General features: G+C 61.6%; 17 protein-coding genes. 14 read left to right on the top strand and 3 right to left on the bottom strand.

Annotated features, from left to right (window positions below; genetic code table 11):
* Positions 1 to 563: 563 nt before the first annotated feature.
* The 13 genes from AU185_RS13255 (at position 564) to AU185_RS24715 (ending at position 11,474) form a co-directional block, all read left to right on the top strand.
* Positions 564 to 1,430, top strand: coding sequence for an ABC transporter permease (locus tag AU185_RS13255; RefSeq protein WP_082683877.1), 867 nt, complete (start codon positions 564 to 566; stop codon positions 1,428 to 1,430).
* A complete protein-coding gene (locus AU185_RS13250; protein WP_059100246.1) occupies positions 1,430 to 2,281 on the top strand; it encodes an MlaE family ABC transporter permease in 852 nt (283 codons plus the stop codon). Before AU185_RS13255 ends, AU185_RS13250 begins: the two co-directional genes overlap by 1 nt.
* 7 nt (positions 2,282 to 2,288) lie before the next feature.
* Complete coding sequence (locus AU185_RS13245; protein WP_231740346.1) at positions 2,289 to 3,389, top strand: mammalian cell entry protein; 1,101 nt, start codon at positions 2,289 to 2,291, stop codon at positions 3,387 to 3,389.
* The gene (locus AU185_RS13240; RefSeq protein ID WP_059100247.1) at positions 3,386 to 4,390 is read left to right on the top strand and encodes an MlaD family protein; all 1,005 of its coding nucleotides are present in this window, start codon (positions 3,386 to 3,388) and stop codon (positions 4,388 to 4,390) included. Before AU185_RS13245 ends, AU185_RS13240 begins: the two co-directional genes overlap by 4 nt.
* Entirely contained in the window at positions 4,378 to 5,349 is a 972-nt protein-coding gene (locus tag AU185_RS13235) for an MlaD family protein (RefSeq protein WP_059100248.1), read from the top strand. The genes AU185_RS13240 and AU185_RS13235 overlap by 13 nt, the downstream gene beginning before the upstream one ends.
* On the top strand, positions 5,343 to 6,443 hold the full coding sequence (locus AU185_RS13230) for an MlaD family protein (protein WP_502687758.1): 1,101 nt from the start codon (positions 5,343 to 5,345) through the stop codon (positions 6,441 to 6,443). The genes AU185_RS13235 and AU185_RS13230 overlap by 7 nt, the downstream gene beginning before the upstream one ends.
* Positions 6,440 to 7,432, top strand: coding sequence for an MlaD family protein (locus tag AU185_RS13225; protein ID WP_231740347.1), 993 nt, complete (start codon positions 6,440 to 6,442; stop codon positions 7,430 to 7,432). The genes AU185_RS13230 and AU185_RS13225 overlap by 4 nt, the downstream gene beginning before the upstream one ends.
* Positions 7,429 to 8,373 carry an MlaD family protein gene (locus AU185_RS13220; RefSeq protein ID WP_059100250.1) on the top strand — a complete coding sequence of 315 codons (945 nt, stop codon included), beginning with the start codon at positions 7,429 to 7,431 and terminating at the stop codon, positions 8,371 to 8,373. The genes AU185_RS13225 and AU185_RS13220 overlap by 4 nt, the downstream gene beginning before the upstream one ends.
* 25 nt (positions 8,374 to 8,398) lie before the next feature.
* Positions 8,399 to 9,100 (top strand): hypothetical protein, encoded by a 702-nt coding sequence (locus AU185_RS13215; protein WP_059100251.1) that lies wholly within the window; start codon positions 8,399 to 8,401, stop codon positions 9,098 to 9,100.
* Between the two features lie 89 nt (positions 9,101 to 9,189).
* Positions 9,190 to 9,840, top strand: a complete 651-nt coding sequence (locus tag AU185_RS13210; RefSeq protein WP_059100252.1) for a hypothetical protein — start codon at positions 9,190 to 9,192, stop codon at positions 9,838 to 9,840.
* Positions 9,841 to 9,934: 94 nt separating this feature from the next.
* Positions 9,935 to 10,387 (top strand): hypothetical protein, encoded by a 453-nt coding sequence (locus AU185_RS13205; RefSeq protein WP_059100253.1) that lies wholly within the window; start codon positions 9,935 to 9,937, stop codon positions 10,385 to 10,387.
* 87 nt (positions 10,388 to 10,474) lie between these two features.
* The gene (locus AU185_RS24720) at positions 10,475 to 10,903 is read left to right on the top strand and encodes a hypothetical protein (protein WP_502687759.1); all 429 of its coding nucleotides are present in this window, start codon (positions 10,475 to 10,477) and stop codon (positions 10,901 to 10,903) included.
* Between the two features lie 76 nt (positions 10,904 to 10,979).
* The gene (locus AU185_RS24715) at positions 10,980 to 11,474 is read left to right on the top strand and encodes a hypothetical protein (protein ID WP_231740348.1); all 495 of its coding nucleotides are present in this window, start codon (positions 10,980 to 10,982) and stop codon (positions 11,472 to 11,474) included.
* A gap of 784 nt (positions 11,475 to 12,258) precedes the next feature.
* Here AU185_RS24715 and AU185_RS25450 read toward each other — a convergent pair.
* The 3 genes from AU185_RS25450 to AU185_RS13190 form a co-directional block, all read right to left on the bottom strand.
* Positions 12,259 to 12,645 (bottom strand): hypothetical protein, encoded by a 387-nt coding sequence (locus tag AU185_RS25450; RefSeq protein ID WP_216636416.1) that lies wholly within the window; start codon positions 12,643 to 12,645, stop codon positions 12,259 to 12,261.
* Positions 12,646 to 12,882: 237 nt separating this feature from the next.
* Positions 12,883 to 13,386 (bottom strand): hypothetical protein, encoded by a 504-nt coding sequence (locus tag AU185_RS13195; RefSeq protein ID WP_059100255.1) that lies wholly within the window; start codon positions 13,384 to 13,386, stop codon positions 12,883 to 12,885.
* Positions 13,387 to 13,719: 333 nt separating this feature from the next.
* Positions 13,720 to 14,193: a hypothetical protein gene (locus tag AU185_RS13190; RefSeq protein ID WP_059100256.1), complete on the bottom strand. Its 474-nt coding sequence runs from the start codon at positions 14,191 to 14,193 to the stop codon at positions 13,720 to 13,722.
* 322 nt (positions 14,194 to 14,515) lie between these two features.
* Between AU185_RS13190 and mobF the strand changes: the two genes are divergently transcribed.
* Positions 14,516 to 18,002: MobF family relaxase (mobF, locus tag AU185_RS13185; RefSeq protein ID WP_172800386.1), on the top strand; the 3,487-nt coding region annotated here is incomplete at its 3' end.

The following is an 18,002-nucleotide window of genomic DNA, read 5'->3' as shown; positions in this document are numbered from 1 at the left end:
TTTCATCGTCCCTTCTGGCCCGACATCGGGCCACAGGACTCTAAAACTGGTTGGACTCATTCACTGGGAACACGCCACTACGCCTGCGCGACCAGCCGGAACTGAGTCCACAGAACATAGCGAACAACCCGGAGGCTGCGTAGGCGTCCGTCGCCGTCGGTCAAGGAGAATTTCCGCGGCCTACTGGTCGAACGTTCGATGTGCTATCGTAGCCCGACGCGGATCCTCGTTCAGCAATCGTTGGTCGGGATGGCCTGCGGTTTCGTGTGCATCGGCCGCTACGGGAGGTATGGGTGTCTGAGGTATCTACTCGAGTCAGTGGCCATTGCTTGCAGCAAGCGTTGACCCCGTCCTGGCTGGATCACCGGAGACCTATCACGCGCCAGACCTCAGGTTGGGGGGCCGCCACCGAAAATCTCGTCGAAAATTGGCGACACCTTCCCAGTCGTTTGGTTAACTGCACCGTGTTGCCTGCCAGACGCAGCGAATGCATTCCGCCGCTTTGGTGCCTGACGCGTGGGTTCCTGCGCACAGGCCGCAACACAAGGTAGTGGGGGTATCATGTGACTACGCGAGTCGGTGGCAATGCCTTGCGGCAAGCCTTGACTCCTTCCTTGAGCACAGCAGGTCGGACGGCTTCGAGGGTTAGCGGGATTCCGGTTCGCGCCGCTGGAACCACCGGTCGCGGCACACGCCTCTTCGTTGAAGTCGTGCGCTACGCGGTGACCGACACCATTTCGTTGCGGCTGCCTGTGACCGAGTTCCTCTGGCAAGCATGGACACTACTCAAAGTAACCGCGACACCCGCGTTGCTGATGGCCATCCCGTTCGGTGCGATGGTCACCGTCGTGACGTCAGGATTGGTCGCTCAAGTGGGGGCAACCGCGCTGCTGGGTGCGGCCAGTGGGGTTGGTGTAGTTCGCCAGGGCGCGCCGATCACCGCCGGTCTATTGATGGGTGGAGCGGCAGCTTCAGCCATCGCTTCCGATTTCGGGGCACGACAAATGCGCGAGGAACTCGACGCAATGCGGGTAATGGGCATCGACCCGGTCCGCCGACTGGTGGTGCCGCGGTTCTTGGCCCTGCTTGCGATTTCCCCGCTCTTGTGCATCCTAATCATCGCATCGGGCACCGGCGCCGCATTCATCCTCTCAGTGGCGGTCAGTGACCTTGCACCAGGAAGTTTCTGGATGTCATTTGGGACATTCGCGAACCTGACCGATGTATGGTTCGCCATGGCCAAGACCGCCGTCTTTGCCACGATAGTGGCGATCATTTCAGCGCTGCGGGGAATGGAGGCCAAGGGTGGGCCGCGCGGTGTCGCCGATGCGGTAAATGCGGCCGTAGTCGTCAATGTCGTGTGCATCGTTTTCGCAAATCTTGCGATAACGCAGTTGCAGACGATGTTCTTTCCGATGGCGGTTGGGTAATGGCTCATTCCGTACCATTGCCCGCTCTGATTGCAAAGACATCGGCGCGAACAATCCGCAGGCCGCTACATGAACTCGGTCAGTGGGCATTGTTCATCGTACAGACATTCTGGTACCTGCCACTGACGGTCCGGCGATACACTCGCCAAACATTGGCCGCGACGATCAATCTGGCCTGGGGCAGGGGCTCGATCATCGTGGACGGCGGCACGATCAGCGTGTTGCTTGTTCTCGGTATCGCCGTCGGCGCTTCGATAGCCATCGAGGCGCTCGCGGTGATGGACATCATCGGATTTGGGGCGCTATCGGGGCTCATCGGCGGTGTGGGCGCCGTTCGTGTGATCGGGCCGCTCGTCGCCGGCATCGCGTTCACTGCACAGGCGGGCACCAGAATGACTGCGGAAATCGGTGCCATGCGCATCTCCGATGAGATCGATGCTGTCGACGCAATGGGACTCCGGCCCATACCATTTGTGGTCGGTACTCGGCTGATCGGCGGAATGTTGTGCGTGATACCGGGATACCTGCTGACGCTGGTCACCACTTTCTACGTAATGGATACTGTGATCACGGTATTCCACAACGAGTCTGGCGGTACTTATGACCACTACTTCGTTCAGTTTCTGACACCAACGGATCTTTTCTACTCCCTGATCAAGGCGGTTACCTACTGCACAGCGGCAACGCTGATCCATTGCTATTACGGTTATTTCGCCTCGGGGGGACCCGTGGGTGTTGGGCAAGCATCAGGCCGCGCGGTGCGCGCCAGTCTGGTCACGATCATGATCCTGGATTTCACGACGACCGTGGCACTCTGGGGACTTCGACCCGAATTCGTTTTCACGGGGTAGGGCGGCCATGTTGATACGAGGATCGGAGCAATATCAGGAACGGGTTCTGGCGATCGTCGGTACCGTGGTGGCGCTGTTCGCCGCAGTTGCTGTGCTCATTATCGTGACGAATCCGTTTGGCGGTCGACCACCTGACTGGATTTCCGTAACGATCGATACCCCATATGTCGGCCAGGGCATCGGGGCGGGGACCGCGGTGGTAATGCACGGGAAAGAGATAGGAAACGTCACGACCGTCGCCAGTTTGCCCGGCGGTGGTGTTCGACTCTTGACCGACCTGCAGAACCGTCCGGGGGCGGGTCTCACGGACGCGATGAACATCGATTTCCGCCCAATCAACTACTTCGGCGTCCCTGGTGTCAACGTCATCCCGAGTCCTGGTGGCCATCCCCTACGTGACGGGGCCCAGATCAGTTTGGTACCGAAAGGAAACTCGACCCTTTCGGAGCTGCTGTCTCAACTTGGCAGTGTTTCCGCCAGCACACTTACTCCACAGCTGATCAGGGTCTTCGATTGGGCTACCCGATACACCGACGGATTGAACCCACTACTCGAGACCATATTGATTGTGACGAAAGCAGTCGCAGACGTGCAAACGGTACCGACCGCGCAACTCTTGGCCAATACCGCAGCCGCGAGTACGGCAATTCCTTCATTTGCCGACGCGGTGATTGACACCGGTCAACGTTTCATTTCTCTCAATATCCCGCAGCTCCCGCCGGGCACGGCGCTCCCGCCAGGCGAACCACCATTCCTGGAGAACGTGAGAGTGCCGGACCTCTCCGACGAGACTGAGGAATATTATCAGACCGTATACCATCAATTCATCGACACGGCGCAAGTGGGTCTTTTTGCCGCTATTGGCAAGCTGGAGTACAGCCATGTCAGGAACCTGTTGCCCATGATTGAAGGGGTCAAAGCGATTTCGGATGTGGTACCCCCTTTGCTCAGGCCCGAAAAATTCGCTGAGACGATGATGGAACTGCGTACGCGGTTTGAAAAAATGTATGCGGGAAACTCCGAACAGCGCGCACTTCAGGTGCGAATCGTTCTGGACAGCCTTCCCGGTGTGGCGGCGCCACTTGGAATCATGGGGGGCCCGGGATGAAGCCTATTGCTGCATTGTGGCGCCTGGGGTTGGCCGTCGGTGTGACCGTCGTGCTGTTCATCCTGCTCGCAAACGTTATTACCAACCCCGTGGAGACGGATACGCGCATGTACACCGCGGAGTTTACTGACGCGTCCGGACTGCATATGGATGCCGATGTACGCGTCCGTGGAGTCCGTGTCGGAAAGGTTGAGGCTGTCAACCTCTCGCAGCACGACGGGAAAAACGTTGCCGCGGTTCGATTTACCCTGGACAAGCGATACGGTGTCGTGCACCGCACGAGGCTGGCCATCAAGTTCCAAGCCCTCACGGGTTTGCGGTATATCGATGTAGTAGATCCAGCCGAGGGCTATTCGACGGCCAATCTCGTGACAGAGGTGTCCACTGCGATGACGCAGCCGTCATTTGACATCACCGCGCTATTCAACGGGTTGCAACCGGTTCTCGCCACGTTAGATCCCCAAGAAATCAACACTTTCACCGCGAACGTAGCAGCTTTCTTGTCAGGTGACGGCAGCGGTCTGGCACCGTTGCTGGACAGCCTCCGTAGCCTCACCGAGCTGGTATCGGACCGCCAGCAGGTCGTGGCGATCTTGATGCGCAATCTTGCTGAACTAGCTGACGCCATCGGGGGTCAATCAAAAACTTTCATCCACATATTGAACTTGGTGAATGAGCCGGTCGATAATGCTCTCAAAGTGCTCGACCAGTTTCGACGATCTCAGCTTTATGGACCTGCTTTCACCGAGCCGGCGATACGATTGTTCCATAATGCCGGTTTCAAGCCCGGGGTTAATGTTGATGAGGCGCTGGACCGCGCATTCAGCAACCTCGACAACTTTTTTGATGCATTCAAGCTAGTGCCGGTTATGTGGGAGAATATCCCACCCCCGGGTGAAGAAGTGGGAACACCCCAGCCGTGCTCTCGGGGCCGAATACAGCTGCCAGAGACCATGGATGTACTGTTGAACGGTAGCCGGGTGATTCTATGCAATCGCTGAAATCGCTGCTGCGAAACCCGATTACATGGGGTGCTGGGGCGCTGGTGTTCGTGGCCGTGGTGTCGCTGGTGCTGGCTGCGGTATATGTCAACCCGCCGGGGCAGAAAATCGTGACCTTTTACACCGATGATGCGGCGTCGATACGCCCGGGAGACGATGTGCGAATAGCCGGTATCACGGTGGGATCGGTCAAAGATCTTTCATTAGAGTCAAATCTGGTGCGCGTACGGGCGCGCGTCGATAATAGCGCATTTGTCGGTGACCAGTCGCAAATCGACGTTCGCATGCTGACCGTGGTTGGCGGCTACTACGTGAACCTCGTACCTATTGGTGACGCACCCTTGGGCGAAACGCCTATTCCCCGGGAACGGGTGACCATGCCTTACAACCTAATGCGTACCCTGACCGATACGACAAAGATCACTCAGAATGTCAACCCACAGCCGGTCAACGAGTCACTCGATCGAATACGAGAAGGACTCACCGGTACAAATGTGGAGGCGCTGTCCGCGATAATGGAGGCCGGAAACTCTGTGGTGGCGACAATCGAGCGACAGCGCGGACAGATCACCGCCATACTCGAAATGTCAGATGAGTACATCCTCGCGCTAACCAATTACCGCGAGCAGATTGTCCAGTTGGTCCGGAAATTGTCAATCGTGATACAGACACTCGAGCTCTACGGCAAGAATTTCGGCGCCAGCCTCGACGGCGTTGGCGACGTCATGATGGCGCTCAAGGCGATTCCGGATTTCTATGAAAACCATCGCGCGGAATTTGTCGAGAAAGTCCGACAGTATCAGCACAAGGGGCGATTGTTCGTCGAACGTAATGGCGTCACTATCCGTATCCTGAAGCGGCTGCAGAACTTGTTCAACCGAGTCTTGGATGCCGAGAATGCGGCGCCAGAGTTGTTGGCCACCGACCTGTGTATTCCGATTCCGGGGAGCCCATGCTGATGGTCATGCCACCTTCACGCGCGGTCCGCCCAACAGCCCCAGTAGCACTAGTCGCTGCGGCGCTCGTTGCCGTGTGTGGCTCATGCGCGCCAAGCAGCCAAGAATCGCACGCCGCCTATTGCGCGATCATGCCCGACACCGTGGGCCTGTATGTCGACAACCCGGTCACCCAGATGGGTTACCAGATCGGCAAGGTCACCGCCGTCACTCCCGAGATGCTCCACGTCCGGGTGGATTTCACGGTGAACGAGCACCGTCTGCTTCCCGATGACGTCAAGGCAGTCATCAGGTCGACTTCGATCCTCGCCGACCGGTCCCTGGAGCTAGTCGGGAACTATGAAGCGGGTCCACAGCTGCCCGCCGGTACGTGCATTCCGCTGGACAAGTCATTCACCCCGAAAAGCTTGTCCGAAATAATCGGATCGGCGACCGAATTCATCAATTCGATCAACCCCGACGGGTCGTCGAATATGGGTGATGTCGTGCGTGGGATAGATGAGGCGCTGCATAACCAGGGAGCCGACATCAATAGACTGGTGACCACAGCCTCGGCGCTACTTGATTCCCCCGACCAGGCGATCGGCGACATCGGCTCCATCGTCGTCAACCTTGCTCAGTTGACGTCAACGCTTGCCGACATCGAGCCAATGGTGAAGGAAGTGCTGTCCGGCGCGGTAATAGCGCTGCCAGGGACTGCGCAGGCAGTGTGGGGTGGCGACAAGATATTCGAGGGGCTGATCCCGCTCCTCACCATGGTTTCGGATCTGGAAAAGGAACTCGGTGCCGAATCGCAGCAAACGCTCGACGCGGTCGCCACTGTCCTTAGGAAGCTGACCCCACGAGCGCCGTTTTACGCTTCCATTCTCAATCCGGTGCCTCGGTTCATCAACACGACGATCAACATCGTCAATAACCACCAATTCGGCACCCTTCGATACCGTCCTCCCCTGTACCGCGTCCGCACCCCCGATGGGGTTTTGACATGCAACATCATGAACGCGTCGATGCCCGGCAGCTGCGCGAACGTCCAGGGCACGCCGTACGCGGTCGATGTGGCGCTGCTGCAGTACGTTCTGACGGAGGCGAGCCGGTGACGCGCGGGTTCGGGCGGCTGACGGTCGTGGCCAGCGTTGTCGCGGTTTCGTCGTGTGCGTCGCTCAACGTCAACGCGCTGCCGCAGCCGGGCAATTCGTATCGCGGCGGATACGACATCGTCATGGAATTCGACAACGTGCTCAACTTGCCAGACCGGGCAAAAGTGGTGCTTGACGGCGTGACCGTCGGAGTCGTCGCCGACGTAAAACTCGCGACCGATCAGGTCGACGTCACCTCGCGGATCGACCCCGAGGTCGTGGTGCCGTCGAACATCCACGCGGCGTTGCAACAAGCAACGGTACTCGGCGACATCTACGTCGCCCTTGAGCGCCCGCCGACCAGCGGTTCACCACCGCCCCCTTTGGCCCAGGGCGGGCGGATACCGCTAACGCAAACGACGTCCCCGCCACAGCTGGAAGACACCATCGCCAGCCTCGCGAACTTTGTGTCCAGCGGATCCATTCAGCGCATACAGAACACAATCATCCGCATCAATCGGCTGACACCGCCGAACGATGAGGTGCGTAGGCTGACTGGTCGGGTTGTCGCCGATCTCTCGGACCTGTCGGCGAATATCGATCAAGTTGACCAATTGCTGGACGGCGTGTCGCGAACAGGTCAAGTCTTGAACGACCGTATCCCGAATTTCCAGGACTGGGTTACACCGAAAGGCGTCCGGGGCTTTGAGCGCGGGATCTGGGTAGCTAACCAAGTATCTAAGCTGCTTCCAGGAGTCGGCAGCATCTACGAGGGTGGGTTCTGGCTGGTTCCTTTACTGAATTCGCTGGCCGAATCCGTCGGAGCGTTTCAGCGTTCGAAATGGGCGTTTGAAGAAGAAATTCCGAAGTGGCGGCGGTTGTTCACGGATTTCTTCCTTCCGCAAGACAAGTATCCGGCCATCAACATCACCTCAATAGTTGGTCCTGATGGGCGCGAACTATCGGGCAACGTGCAAGACGTGCTACGGATCCTAGGGGCAGTGCCATGAGGATACGTGATGTCATATCGTTTGCGGTATTCGGCGCAATAATAGTTCTCGTACTTGGCTACTTTGCCACCCTCGGAATCCGGGTTAAACCACCTCCTGATCGCATCAATCTGTCCATGGAGGCAGCCGATCTCAATGGTCTGGTTGTCGGCTCGAATGTGCTACTGCGAGGGGTGCCAGTCGGCAAGGTCACCGCTACCGGCGCGACTGTCCAGGCCGCCACCGTCGAATTCTACGTGCAGGACCGCTACCGAATTCCGGTCGGCAGCGAGGTGCGGCTCGAAAATCTATCCGCGCTCGGTGAATCCTATATTTCCCTGCTCCCTCACAGCGAAGAGGGGCCGATACTGCAAGACGGGCAGAGCATCGCCACGGAACAAGTCACACAGCCCGCGTCGATATCAGAGTTGGCGAATAGCGTCGTGCGAGTTCTCAACCAGCTAAACCCCGAAGAATTGGAACGCATCCTCGGCGAGCTTGATGCCGCACTGCCAGATCCAGCCGTCACCTTACCCAACATATCGCGCGCCAGCATCCTGTTGAGAAACACCGCTGCGGACATGCGCGGCCGCGGCCGTGTGTTGCTCGAGAACTTCCAGTCACTGCTACGCAACGCCGAATGGGTGGGTCCTGTGCTTTTTGAACTTGACCCCATAATCCGGGACCTCGGCCTATCCATCCAAGACCTCTACAGACATATACCGGGGATGATGCACCGCGGTGAGCCGGAAAATGTCATGAACTTCTATCATTTCCTGCAACGGGTTCAGAAGTTTCTGGACGACCGGGGCCCAGACCTCAAAGTGTTCGGCGATGCGCTTCAGCCGAAATTGAATTTAATCGCCGGGGCGCTGATGAATTTGGACACCGGCCAACTATTGGACAATATGTTGGCCACCGTGCCACCCGACGGAACAATCACGCTGCGCGTCATCCCCTAACGGCCCATCCGAGGAAGGCACGACCATGACGGATAGTAAAACCGACACCCAAGAACCGACTGCGGCCGGAACAGATCCCGCCGGACCGCCAACGGAGGAGCCGGCCGAGGTGCCGAGCGAAGATTCGGCCGCGCCCCCGACCGCGGATCCGGCCGACGTACCGGACGAACAAGCATCTACCGGCGCAAAGGCGCCCGGCCGACGTCGGTCGATCTCCTTAAGCGTTCGTAGCGTGACGATCGGTGTGGTGATAGCCGTACTGGTTGGCTTGGCGGGCACGACGACTTGGTTATACCTCGGAGCGCAGCACAAGCTGGACACGCAGGCTAGCGAATCGGCTAACAATGCACGTGCCGAGAAGATTGCCCTCGATTATGCAGTCAACGCGGCAACGATGGATTTCAAAGACCTCCAGGCCTGGAAAGTTAAACTCGTAGCGGGAACCAGCCCGGAGCTTAACGACGAGTTGACAAAAGCGGCCGTGTCCATGGAACAGATCCTTGTTCCACTGGAATGGACTTCGACCGCGCAACCGCTGGTAGCCAAAGTCCGCTCGAATAGCGGGGGCGTTTTCGTGGTTGATTGTTTTGTCAGCGTTCAAACCAAGACTGTGCAAGCGCCCGAGGCGCTCCAGTCGACGGCGACATACAGCGTCACGGTTGACAGCAATAAAGACTGGCAGATCACAGATGTGGGCGGCATCGGCTCAGTGATAGGGCCGAAGTGAGTAAGGCGTCGGTGGTGATTACGACGCTCGTCGCCGATCGGCCGTCGGGATTCGATCGGCAGGACTCAAAGTCATTGCGAAGAAGGCGAATGCAACTCGCTCGCCGCGGCGGGGCCGTGCTGGCTGGCATCGTGATTGTTTTGTCGGCGTTGGCCATCCTGACTGGGGCAACGTCGAGGGCCCATCCACCCGATCCGCCCTCGCCACCCGATCCTCCCCCCGATAGTGCCCTGATCCGGCCTCTCGCCCCGATCACGCCCACCCCCTCAAACTGGGCGCCCAAATTTCCTTTCCCGTACGACCAAACCCGCGGCAACATCACCGATGCGGACATCAGCGCACAACGCGAATTGTGCCAGTGGTACAACGCTCAATATGTGACGCTGCGGGACCAGATCGACCGGCTTCAATTCAACCGGATAGCCCCGAACGGTACTGACTACGACTACAGCCTCTACGGCCTGCAGGAACAGGTTGATATCGTCACCGGAAATATCGATCAGTCCCTGGCCTTCATGGAACCGCGCGTTCGCGCGTTCACCCAAAGTCGGAACCATTTCGGCGATGTCTACTTTCCTCTCTATGAGGCTGAGGCTTTCTACAAGCTATGGGAGCAGCTATCGAACGTGACTGACGGCATCAAGGCCCATCAGCCGAACTGGTTCACCGGACCGTCGGTCCAGAAAGCGAAACGTTGGGGCAGCGACATCCACCGTTCGCACGTCTGCGACGGCGCGTAGAACGGAAGCAACTATGCATAATGACACCCCGATGCTCGGAATGATCACCCGTTCCCTGCCATATTGCCGCGTACAGCGAATAGCATCGGCAGTGATGGGCATGTCGATTCTTGCTGGGAGCATTGCGGTGGCTCCGTCGGCGATCGCGGATTCGGCAGATGCGCTTAGGAGCGCGGTGAATTCAATGCGCAGCGGTACCTGTGGACCGTTGCGGCCTGACCCGGCACTCGAGGAGGCCGCCGCTGACATCAATCGATCGGCTGATGCCTGGATCGATCACACCGCACGCGCCGCCCCGTTTGAGCTGCGGAGCCCGGTGGACGAGCCGGCTGATCCACTACCACTGCTGAAGGATCTTGGCTATGGCGGCACTAGGGCCAGGATGCTCCAAGGCGCACACCTCACTGAATTTCAGTCGATAAAGGCCCTGTTGTTGCAAGGCTATGACGCCATCCCCGATTGCTCCTACACAGATTATGGGGCGAATGTTCTGCAGAATCAAAACACCGGGAGCATTCTTACCACAGTCGTGTTAGCCGGAGCCTAGATGCGTTCGATGAGACAGGTCGATAGCGTCGTCGCTTAGATATTCAGTTGCTGCCAGCCGGGAGGCCCGAATGAATCGAATACCATCATGACGGTTCCGATGATTGTCGCGACGACGATTGCTGGCGTTGCCTGCGTCGTGTCGTCGCCGACCGCCCGGGCTGATGATAGCGTGACTTACGAGGTCTTTTCTGATGACATACCGTCGGCATTCATCGAGTACCGCGACGGCTCAGGAAAGAAGTATTTGGACGATGTACCGCTGCCCTGGCGAACAACCGTTACCGTGGTCGACCCATTCAGTCCGACAGCAGACGGCTCCGAACTGAGCGCCGACTGGCGCGCCCTAGCCCGATTCACCTCAGCGCTAGATTGGCCTAAGAAATGGGTGACGGTGCGCATCTCTTATCACGGGGACGTCATCTGCGAAAGCACACTCAATGTTGGGAATGCGACGTGCTACGGCAGCGCGCCGCACAGATCGGAGAGCAAATCGTCACCGGGGAACTTGCCATAGATCGCCGAACCCCATAAATGCCGCGCTCGCAATCTGGAGAACGAGAATGTATAAGCACAAGGGAGTCTGCCGCTGGTTGGCGACGACCGTGTTTGCGATCGGGTTGGCGCTCGTCACGGCTCCCACGGGACACCCAGAGCCACCTGCACCTCCGACCGATCCGTACCCGGACGGCGACCTCATTGTGAGATCTTATGACAGTCTCGAGCCTGACGAATTCTTTGCTGCCGGCGCTGCTCCCGGCGTATGGTTTCTGACGCCCTCAGGACTGAATTGCGGCATCTGGGATAGGGGAGGCTTTGGCTGCGCCGGTGATATTCCCGGTGCACCCGGGGGGGCACGCCATATCGGTTGGTTCAACGGCAACATCGTGGTTCGTTACGATCCGGTCGTCCCTATCCAGTGGCCGCCGGGACAAGCGCAGCGAACGCTGCCGCCGCGCAGCTACGTATCCTGGAACGGGACGATGTGTGTAACGATGGCCGATAGCAGCACCTACTGCGAGCGTGGTCCCTTCCGGTTTTTCATTACGCAGACCCACACCTGGCTTAGTCCCCCGGAAAATCTGTAGTCGCCGGGAATCCGCTTGATGTCTTGGTTGGTGAGGCGATTTGCTAGGAGGTTGAATTGACCACATTCAAGATGGTGATCGCAGGACTATTGTTAGCCGGGCTACCAGGAGTAGGAGGCCTGGCGGGCGTTTCCGCTGCGCATGCCAAACCGCTGTCCCCCGGCGAAATTCAGTTCCTGGAGGAACTCCATCGCGCGTTCTCAGGCAGTGGGGATCCCAGCGCATTCCACAGTGACGGCCAACTGCTGGCTCAGGGTTGGTATGCCTGCCACCAGCTTCGCGTCGGACTTGTCGGCCGTGGCGCCACATACGTACCCGATATCGTGACACGATTGGCGTTTACACATCTGTGCCCGAACGGCGCGGAGTCAACGGCGTAGACCTTATGCGGCGTGCCTGCACAGTCGTCGCATTCTTGCCGCCGCGATATCAAGCAGAGCCCGGCTTTGGCGCCGCAGACTTCACCACTTTTCGAGAGGGCTTCCGCAGGTGGCCACTTGCTAAAGGTCACCGGACAGCCGAGCGACCTCGGGTTGATTCACGTCGTCATCGTCGGCGGCTCCGGACTTCATAGCGCTGGCCCAGCCGTAAGCGCTACACGCGGCTGTGCTACGGATTGGTGACACGAATAGGGGTCAAGGGCTCGGCATCTCGTTGACCGTCTGGGCCTCCGGATGCAACACCGGAACCGAACCGACCACATACACGCGACCGCTCAGATCGACGGGCAAAACGGCCTCCAGATTGTCTCATTCAATAAGTCATTGAATCATCTCCTGAAGCATTACCACATCCGCCGTGGTAGGAACGTCAGCGTGAGACGACTTGACTCGGCGTGTCGGCCCCATCCCGCAGATGGGCACTCCGCCACCCACCGCCGCTGGGCCCAAATCCACAGACCAACAAGGGCTTTGGCCGCCACACCATAGCGGCGCCAATCGACGCCGTCCCGGCGCCCGTGATTCATCTGATGAAAACGGCGGACTTTTTCGTGGATAACATTCGTTATCCATGAAGACTGCCGATGAAACGCGTCCTTCTGGTCCTCCTCCGACCCCAGCCGGAAATCATCGATATGTTTTTCCGGCGCTGTTGCAAGTCCCTGAGCTACAGCGACCCGCTGCGCATCTACATCAGCGGTCATGGACACCGCGAAACGATCGGTCAGCACCGCATCTGCTGGGCCCGCACAGCCGATGTCTCCGCGGTGCCTGTGTGGTTCGACGCCAGCACGGTGTGCCCGCCCCGCTACGCAGTGCTGCTGCAGCGCGGCTAAGCCCCCTACGCAACATCACCGCCGCACTCCCCTCGACTCCTCCAGCTCGGCCCTGCGACACCGCGCCCCACACCGCCCAGCTCGCCGCACCCGGCCACACGTTCACTGCACCTCTGTAAGTACTGGTGGACCTCACCACAGCGTGGCTTGATCACCAAGCAGCGCCGCCTGCACCGCGGCGGCATCCCAACCGTGGCGCACCGCTTCGCGCAACGCCACCGACCGTTCCCGTCGCACACCGCGACTGTCGAAGCGTCGCACCGCATATCGGCCGCCGCCACGGCGCATCCGAGCCATGCGTTCCATGTTGTCGCCCTGTGATCCCGACACGACGTGCTGGCGAGGATCTGTGGCCGCCGCAATCTTGACGCAGACCGGGTTGTCGCACTCGCGGAGCCCGAGCACTCCAGCCGCCACCACGCCGGGCACGATCGCCAACGCGTAGCGGTGCGGACGAACGCACAGCCCCACCCCCTCCCGGGTGAGGTAGAAGCGGCCGTACCCATCGGCGCTGATCGCCCCGATCCAGATGTCGCAATCCGAAGACGTTGGCCCGCAGACGACGTGGCTGTGAAAGCGGGCAATCTCAGCGGCGTGCACACCACGATCAACGATCAGCTGCCCCGCGCTTCTCATGGCCGTTGAACCTAACCGTCCACACCGACATGCAGAGCGCCCACCGTGGCCCGTTTCCCCGGCGCTGTGACCGTGCCGCCGAGCGCACCCGTTCGGGCACTGCAACCGCCACCGCATCGCACGCGCCAAGTCGAGGAATGCAGATGCCACCCAGACGCACCCATCGAGCGCGGTGCACCGCACGATGCAGAACCGGTCGGCGCGCACGCGTCCGGGCCTCCCAGCGCTCGCGCCGGCACAGCGCGGCACCCGCTCGCCGGCCGAATCCGCCTCGAGCCACTCATCCCGCGCACCGCCGCCCTCACGCAACCGAGCATCAGCGTCGGCAACGCGTCACGCCGACACTGGATCTGCCGGGGGCGCACCGTCGTACGGGCCGACGGTACGCGACGGTTCACCGTCCAAACCACGCTCACCTAGTGCACGCGAACCGTTCTCGATGGAACCCTTCCCTGCTTTCGGGGCATGCCGTGCCACGGTGCGGATGATTCCGATCCCCAAGTCCGTCCGCGCGGCGATGGTCGTCAGGGTCTCACCACGACCCTGCATGCGCGCTACTGCCGCGCCGGCATGGGCCCGCTGCTCGGCAACGCGCTTGGCCTCTTCCGCGTCGACCTGCTGGCGCAGTTTTGCCAGCCGCTCCTTCTTCCAGGTCGCGACTTCGGCGATCCTGCCGACCGCGACCAGAATCTCCGCGGCATCGTGAATGTTCGCCTTGTCCCGCGCGGCGCGCGCCTCGTTGGCGCGCCGGGTCGCTTCGTGTGCCCGCTTGCGGGCCTCAACCTTCGATATCCGTGGTGTTGTCATGGTCGCCGACCCTAAAAGCCGGTGCCTCGATCGGGCCACCACCACAGCCACATTCGCTATCCATCAATCTTTCACCGCCGTTCCTGCCGCACCACCATCTCAACCCTCACCACACCGCTGCCCGTTCTGCTCGCATCCGCGCACCGCCCCCTCAGCTCCCCATCCGAGACCCCCCTTTCACAGCCCACCGACAGACCACACACCTCTTGCACTCAGGACAACCCCGAATCTAAGGCTTTCCTAAGAACCCCCGGTTTGGTGGTGGCTTCGCCAACCGCCAAGTTCGTACCGTCCGAGCCATGCGGACCTATGTGTGCGCGTCATGGTGATGACGCTGCACAAGCTGACCGCCGGGGACGGATACCTGTACCTGGTGCGGCAGGTCGCTGCCGCCGACAGCACCGAGCGGGGCCGCTCCACGCTAGCCGACTACTACTCGGCCAAGGGCGAATCGCCGGGCCGATGGATGGGCCGCGGCTTGGCCGCTCTATCTGACACCGGCCGCTGCGAGGTCAGTCCGCAAGCCCGCGAAGAGATTTGGACCGTTGATGAAGGCTCAGAGGTCGGTGAGGCGCAGATGCGCGCCCTCTACGGACTGGGCCTACACCCCAACGCCGAGCGCATCGAGACCTACGCCATCGGCCGCGGCGTGGGCTCCCCGCGGGCGGCTAGCCGACTCGGCCGCGAATTCCTGGTCCGCGATGGCGAACCGGAGTACGCGCGGCGTTTGGCGGTGGCCTTTCGCGACCACAACGCCGAGAACGGCGCGCACTGGAACGCCACCATCGCCCCGGAGATCCGCGCCCAGATCCGCACCCGCGTGGCAATGGAACTCTTCGCCGAGGAATACGGCCGCCCACCCGCCGATGACCGCGAACTGTCCGGATTCATCGCCCGCAACACCCGAGCCCGCACCACAGCCGTCGCCGGATACGACCTGACCTTCTCGCCGGTGAAATCCGTGTCGGCGCTGTGGGCCATCGCCCCGCTATCGGTGGCCGAACAGATCGAGGCCGCCCACGACGCGGCGGTCGCCGACGTGCTGGAGTGGCTGCAACAGCAAGCAACCTTCACCCGCACCGGCGCCGGCGGTGTGGCCCAGGTCGACACCGAAGGACTCATCGCCGCGGCGTTCACCCACCGCGACTCCCGCGCCGGTGACCCTGACTTGCACACCCACGTTGCGATCTCCAACAAGGTGTCCCATGTCGACGCCAACGGTGTGCGCCGATGGCTTGCGCTGGACGGTCAACCGCTGCACCGGGTGACCGTCGCGGCCTCCGAGTTGTACAACACCCGCCTCGAAGCCCGCATGATCGCCAGCCTGGGTGTGCCGTTCGTCGAACAGTCCCGCGGACGCGGAAAACGACCGGTCCGCGAGATCGACGGAATGTCAGCCGATTTGATGTCGCGGTGGTCGAGTCGCCGCGCGGCGATCGAGGCCCGCACCGCCGAGCTGGCCAAGGCATTTCAGGCCGATCACGGACGCGAACCAACCAACACCGAGATCATCGCTTTGGCCCAGCAGGCGACGCTGGAATCGCGCGAAGCCAAGCACGAGCCGCGCTCACTGGCTGAGCAGCGCCACGTCTGGCGCACCCAAGCTGTGGAGGTCCTCGGGCGAGACGGACTGCACCGCATGCTGGCCGGTGTCCTGGCCGGTCCCAACCGAGCCCGCACCACACCCGTGGTCGACGAGGAATGGATCGCGTCGCGTGCTGGCGAACTCATCGCCACCGTGTCCGAATCCCGCTCCACCTGGCAGCGTCACCACGTGCGCGCCGAAGCGCTGCGAATCGCACGCTCGCACGGCGTGGCGCACGATGTCGCCTCAATCGAACGCCTCACCGATACCGCTCTCGGAGACGCGTTTTCACTGCCGCACGCCCGCATCGCCGATGCCGACTTGGGCGAGCCTGTCGCCTTGCGTCGCCGCGACGGTGCCAGCGTCTACTCCCGCCACGGCGTGCAGCTCTACACCAACCGCGAAACACTCGCCGCCGAGCGCCGCATTCTCGCAGCGGTGCACCGCTGCGACGGCCGCGCCGCCACCGCCGCCGACGTCGAACTGGCACTCGCAGATTCGGCCGCCCGAGGACGCACCCTCAACCCCGGCCAGGCCGCACTGGTCTCGGAAATGTCGACCTCGGGGCGCCGTGTCGCACTGGCGCTGGCCCCGGCCGGAACGGGCAAGACCACAGCCATGGCGGCGCTGGCCCACGCGTGGCGCAACTCGGGCGGACACGTGATCGGCTTGGCCCCGACAGCCGACGCAGCGATCGTGCTCGGGGAGGACCTGGCCGCCACTACCGACACCCTCGACAAGTACGTCTGGTCAGCCGATCCAAACAAGGCCGCGATCTCCGCCGTGCCCGACTGGTTCGAGCAAGTCGGCCCCGACACCCTCATCGTCGTTGACGAGGCCGGCAAGGCCGCCACCGCCGGGCTGGACGCGATGATCACCGACGCACTACGCAAAGGCGCCAGCGTGCGACTGGTCGGCGACGACGGCCAGTTGTCATCCATCTCAGCCGGCGGCGTTCTGCGCGACATCGCCGAAGCCACCGACACGCTCACCCTGAGCGAAGTCGTGCGATTCAAGTCACCGGCCGAAGCCGCCGCCGGGCTCGCGCTACACGACGCCGACCCGGCCGGCATCGGCTTCTACATCGACCACCACCGTATCCACGTCGGCACCGACGAGACCGCCGCCGACATGGCCTATCAGGCATGGCGGGCCGACCTGGCCGCCGGCGCAGACTCCATCCTGCTCGCGCCCACCAACGACGTCATCAACGAACTCAACGCCCGCGCCCGCGCCGACCGACTGGCTGCCGATCCCGAAGCCGCCCGTGCGGCCACCGTGGTGCTGGCCGACCAGCTCCACGCCAGCGTCGGCGACACCATCCGCACCCGTAAAAACAACCGCCGAATCACGATCGGGCGCAACGACTTCGTACGCAACGGCTACCGCTACACCATCACCGAAGTCCTCACCGATGGCGGCGTGAAAGCCCGCCACCTGCGCAGCGGGCGCATCGTCACGCTGCCCGCCGACTACATCGCCGAACACGTCACGCTGGGCTACGCGGCCACCATCGACTCCGCTCAGGGACTCACCGCAGGACGGCGCGACACCAAGGGCACCTGCCACATCGTCGGCTCAGACATGCTGACCCGCCAACACCTCTACGTCGCGATGACCCGCGCCACCGACGAAAACCACCTCTACCTGTCCACCGCCGAAGGCGATCCGCACCGGCTGCTCTCCCCCGAGGCCACCCACCCCGACACCGCCGTCGACGTCCTGACCCGCACCTTGGCCCGCGACGGCGCCCAAGTGTCGGCCACCACCGAAGCCCGACGCGCCGAGGATCCGGCGACACGACTACAGGCCGCCACCGACATGTTCTACGACGCCTTGGGCGTAGCGGCCGAGAATCGGCTGGGACCCGGTGCTCGGGATCGGTTGGACATCATCGCTGATGACGTGATCCCTCGGCTGAGCCAACGCGAAGCCTGGCCGGTGCTGCGACGCAACCTCTCAGTCCTGGCGATCGGTGGTGCCGATCCCCGCGAGCTGCTCACCGAAGCCCTGGCCAAGGGCAGCATCAACGACGCCGCCGACCCCGCCGCGGTCCTCGATCACCGCATCGACCCCGCCAGCACCCACTCCGCAGGCATCGGGGTGCTGCGCTGGCTTCCCGCCATCCCCCAAGCACTCGCCGACGATCCCCAATGGGGTGCCTACCTGGCCCGCCGCGAGCAACTGGTGGAAGGCCTGGCCGACCAGATCCGCGAGCGCGCGC

The sequence above is a fragment of the Mycobacterium sp. GA-0227b genome, assembly GCF_001499855.1.
Lineage (GTDB): Bacteria > Actinomycetota > Actinomycetes > Mycobacteriales > Mycobacteriaceae > Mycobacterium.
The sequence above is the reverse complement of the archived record's forward strand: the minus strand, read 5'-3'. Positions and strand labels throughout refer to the sequence as shown.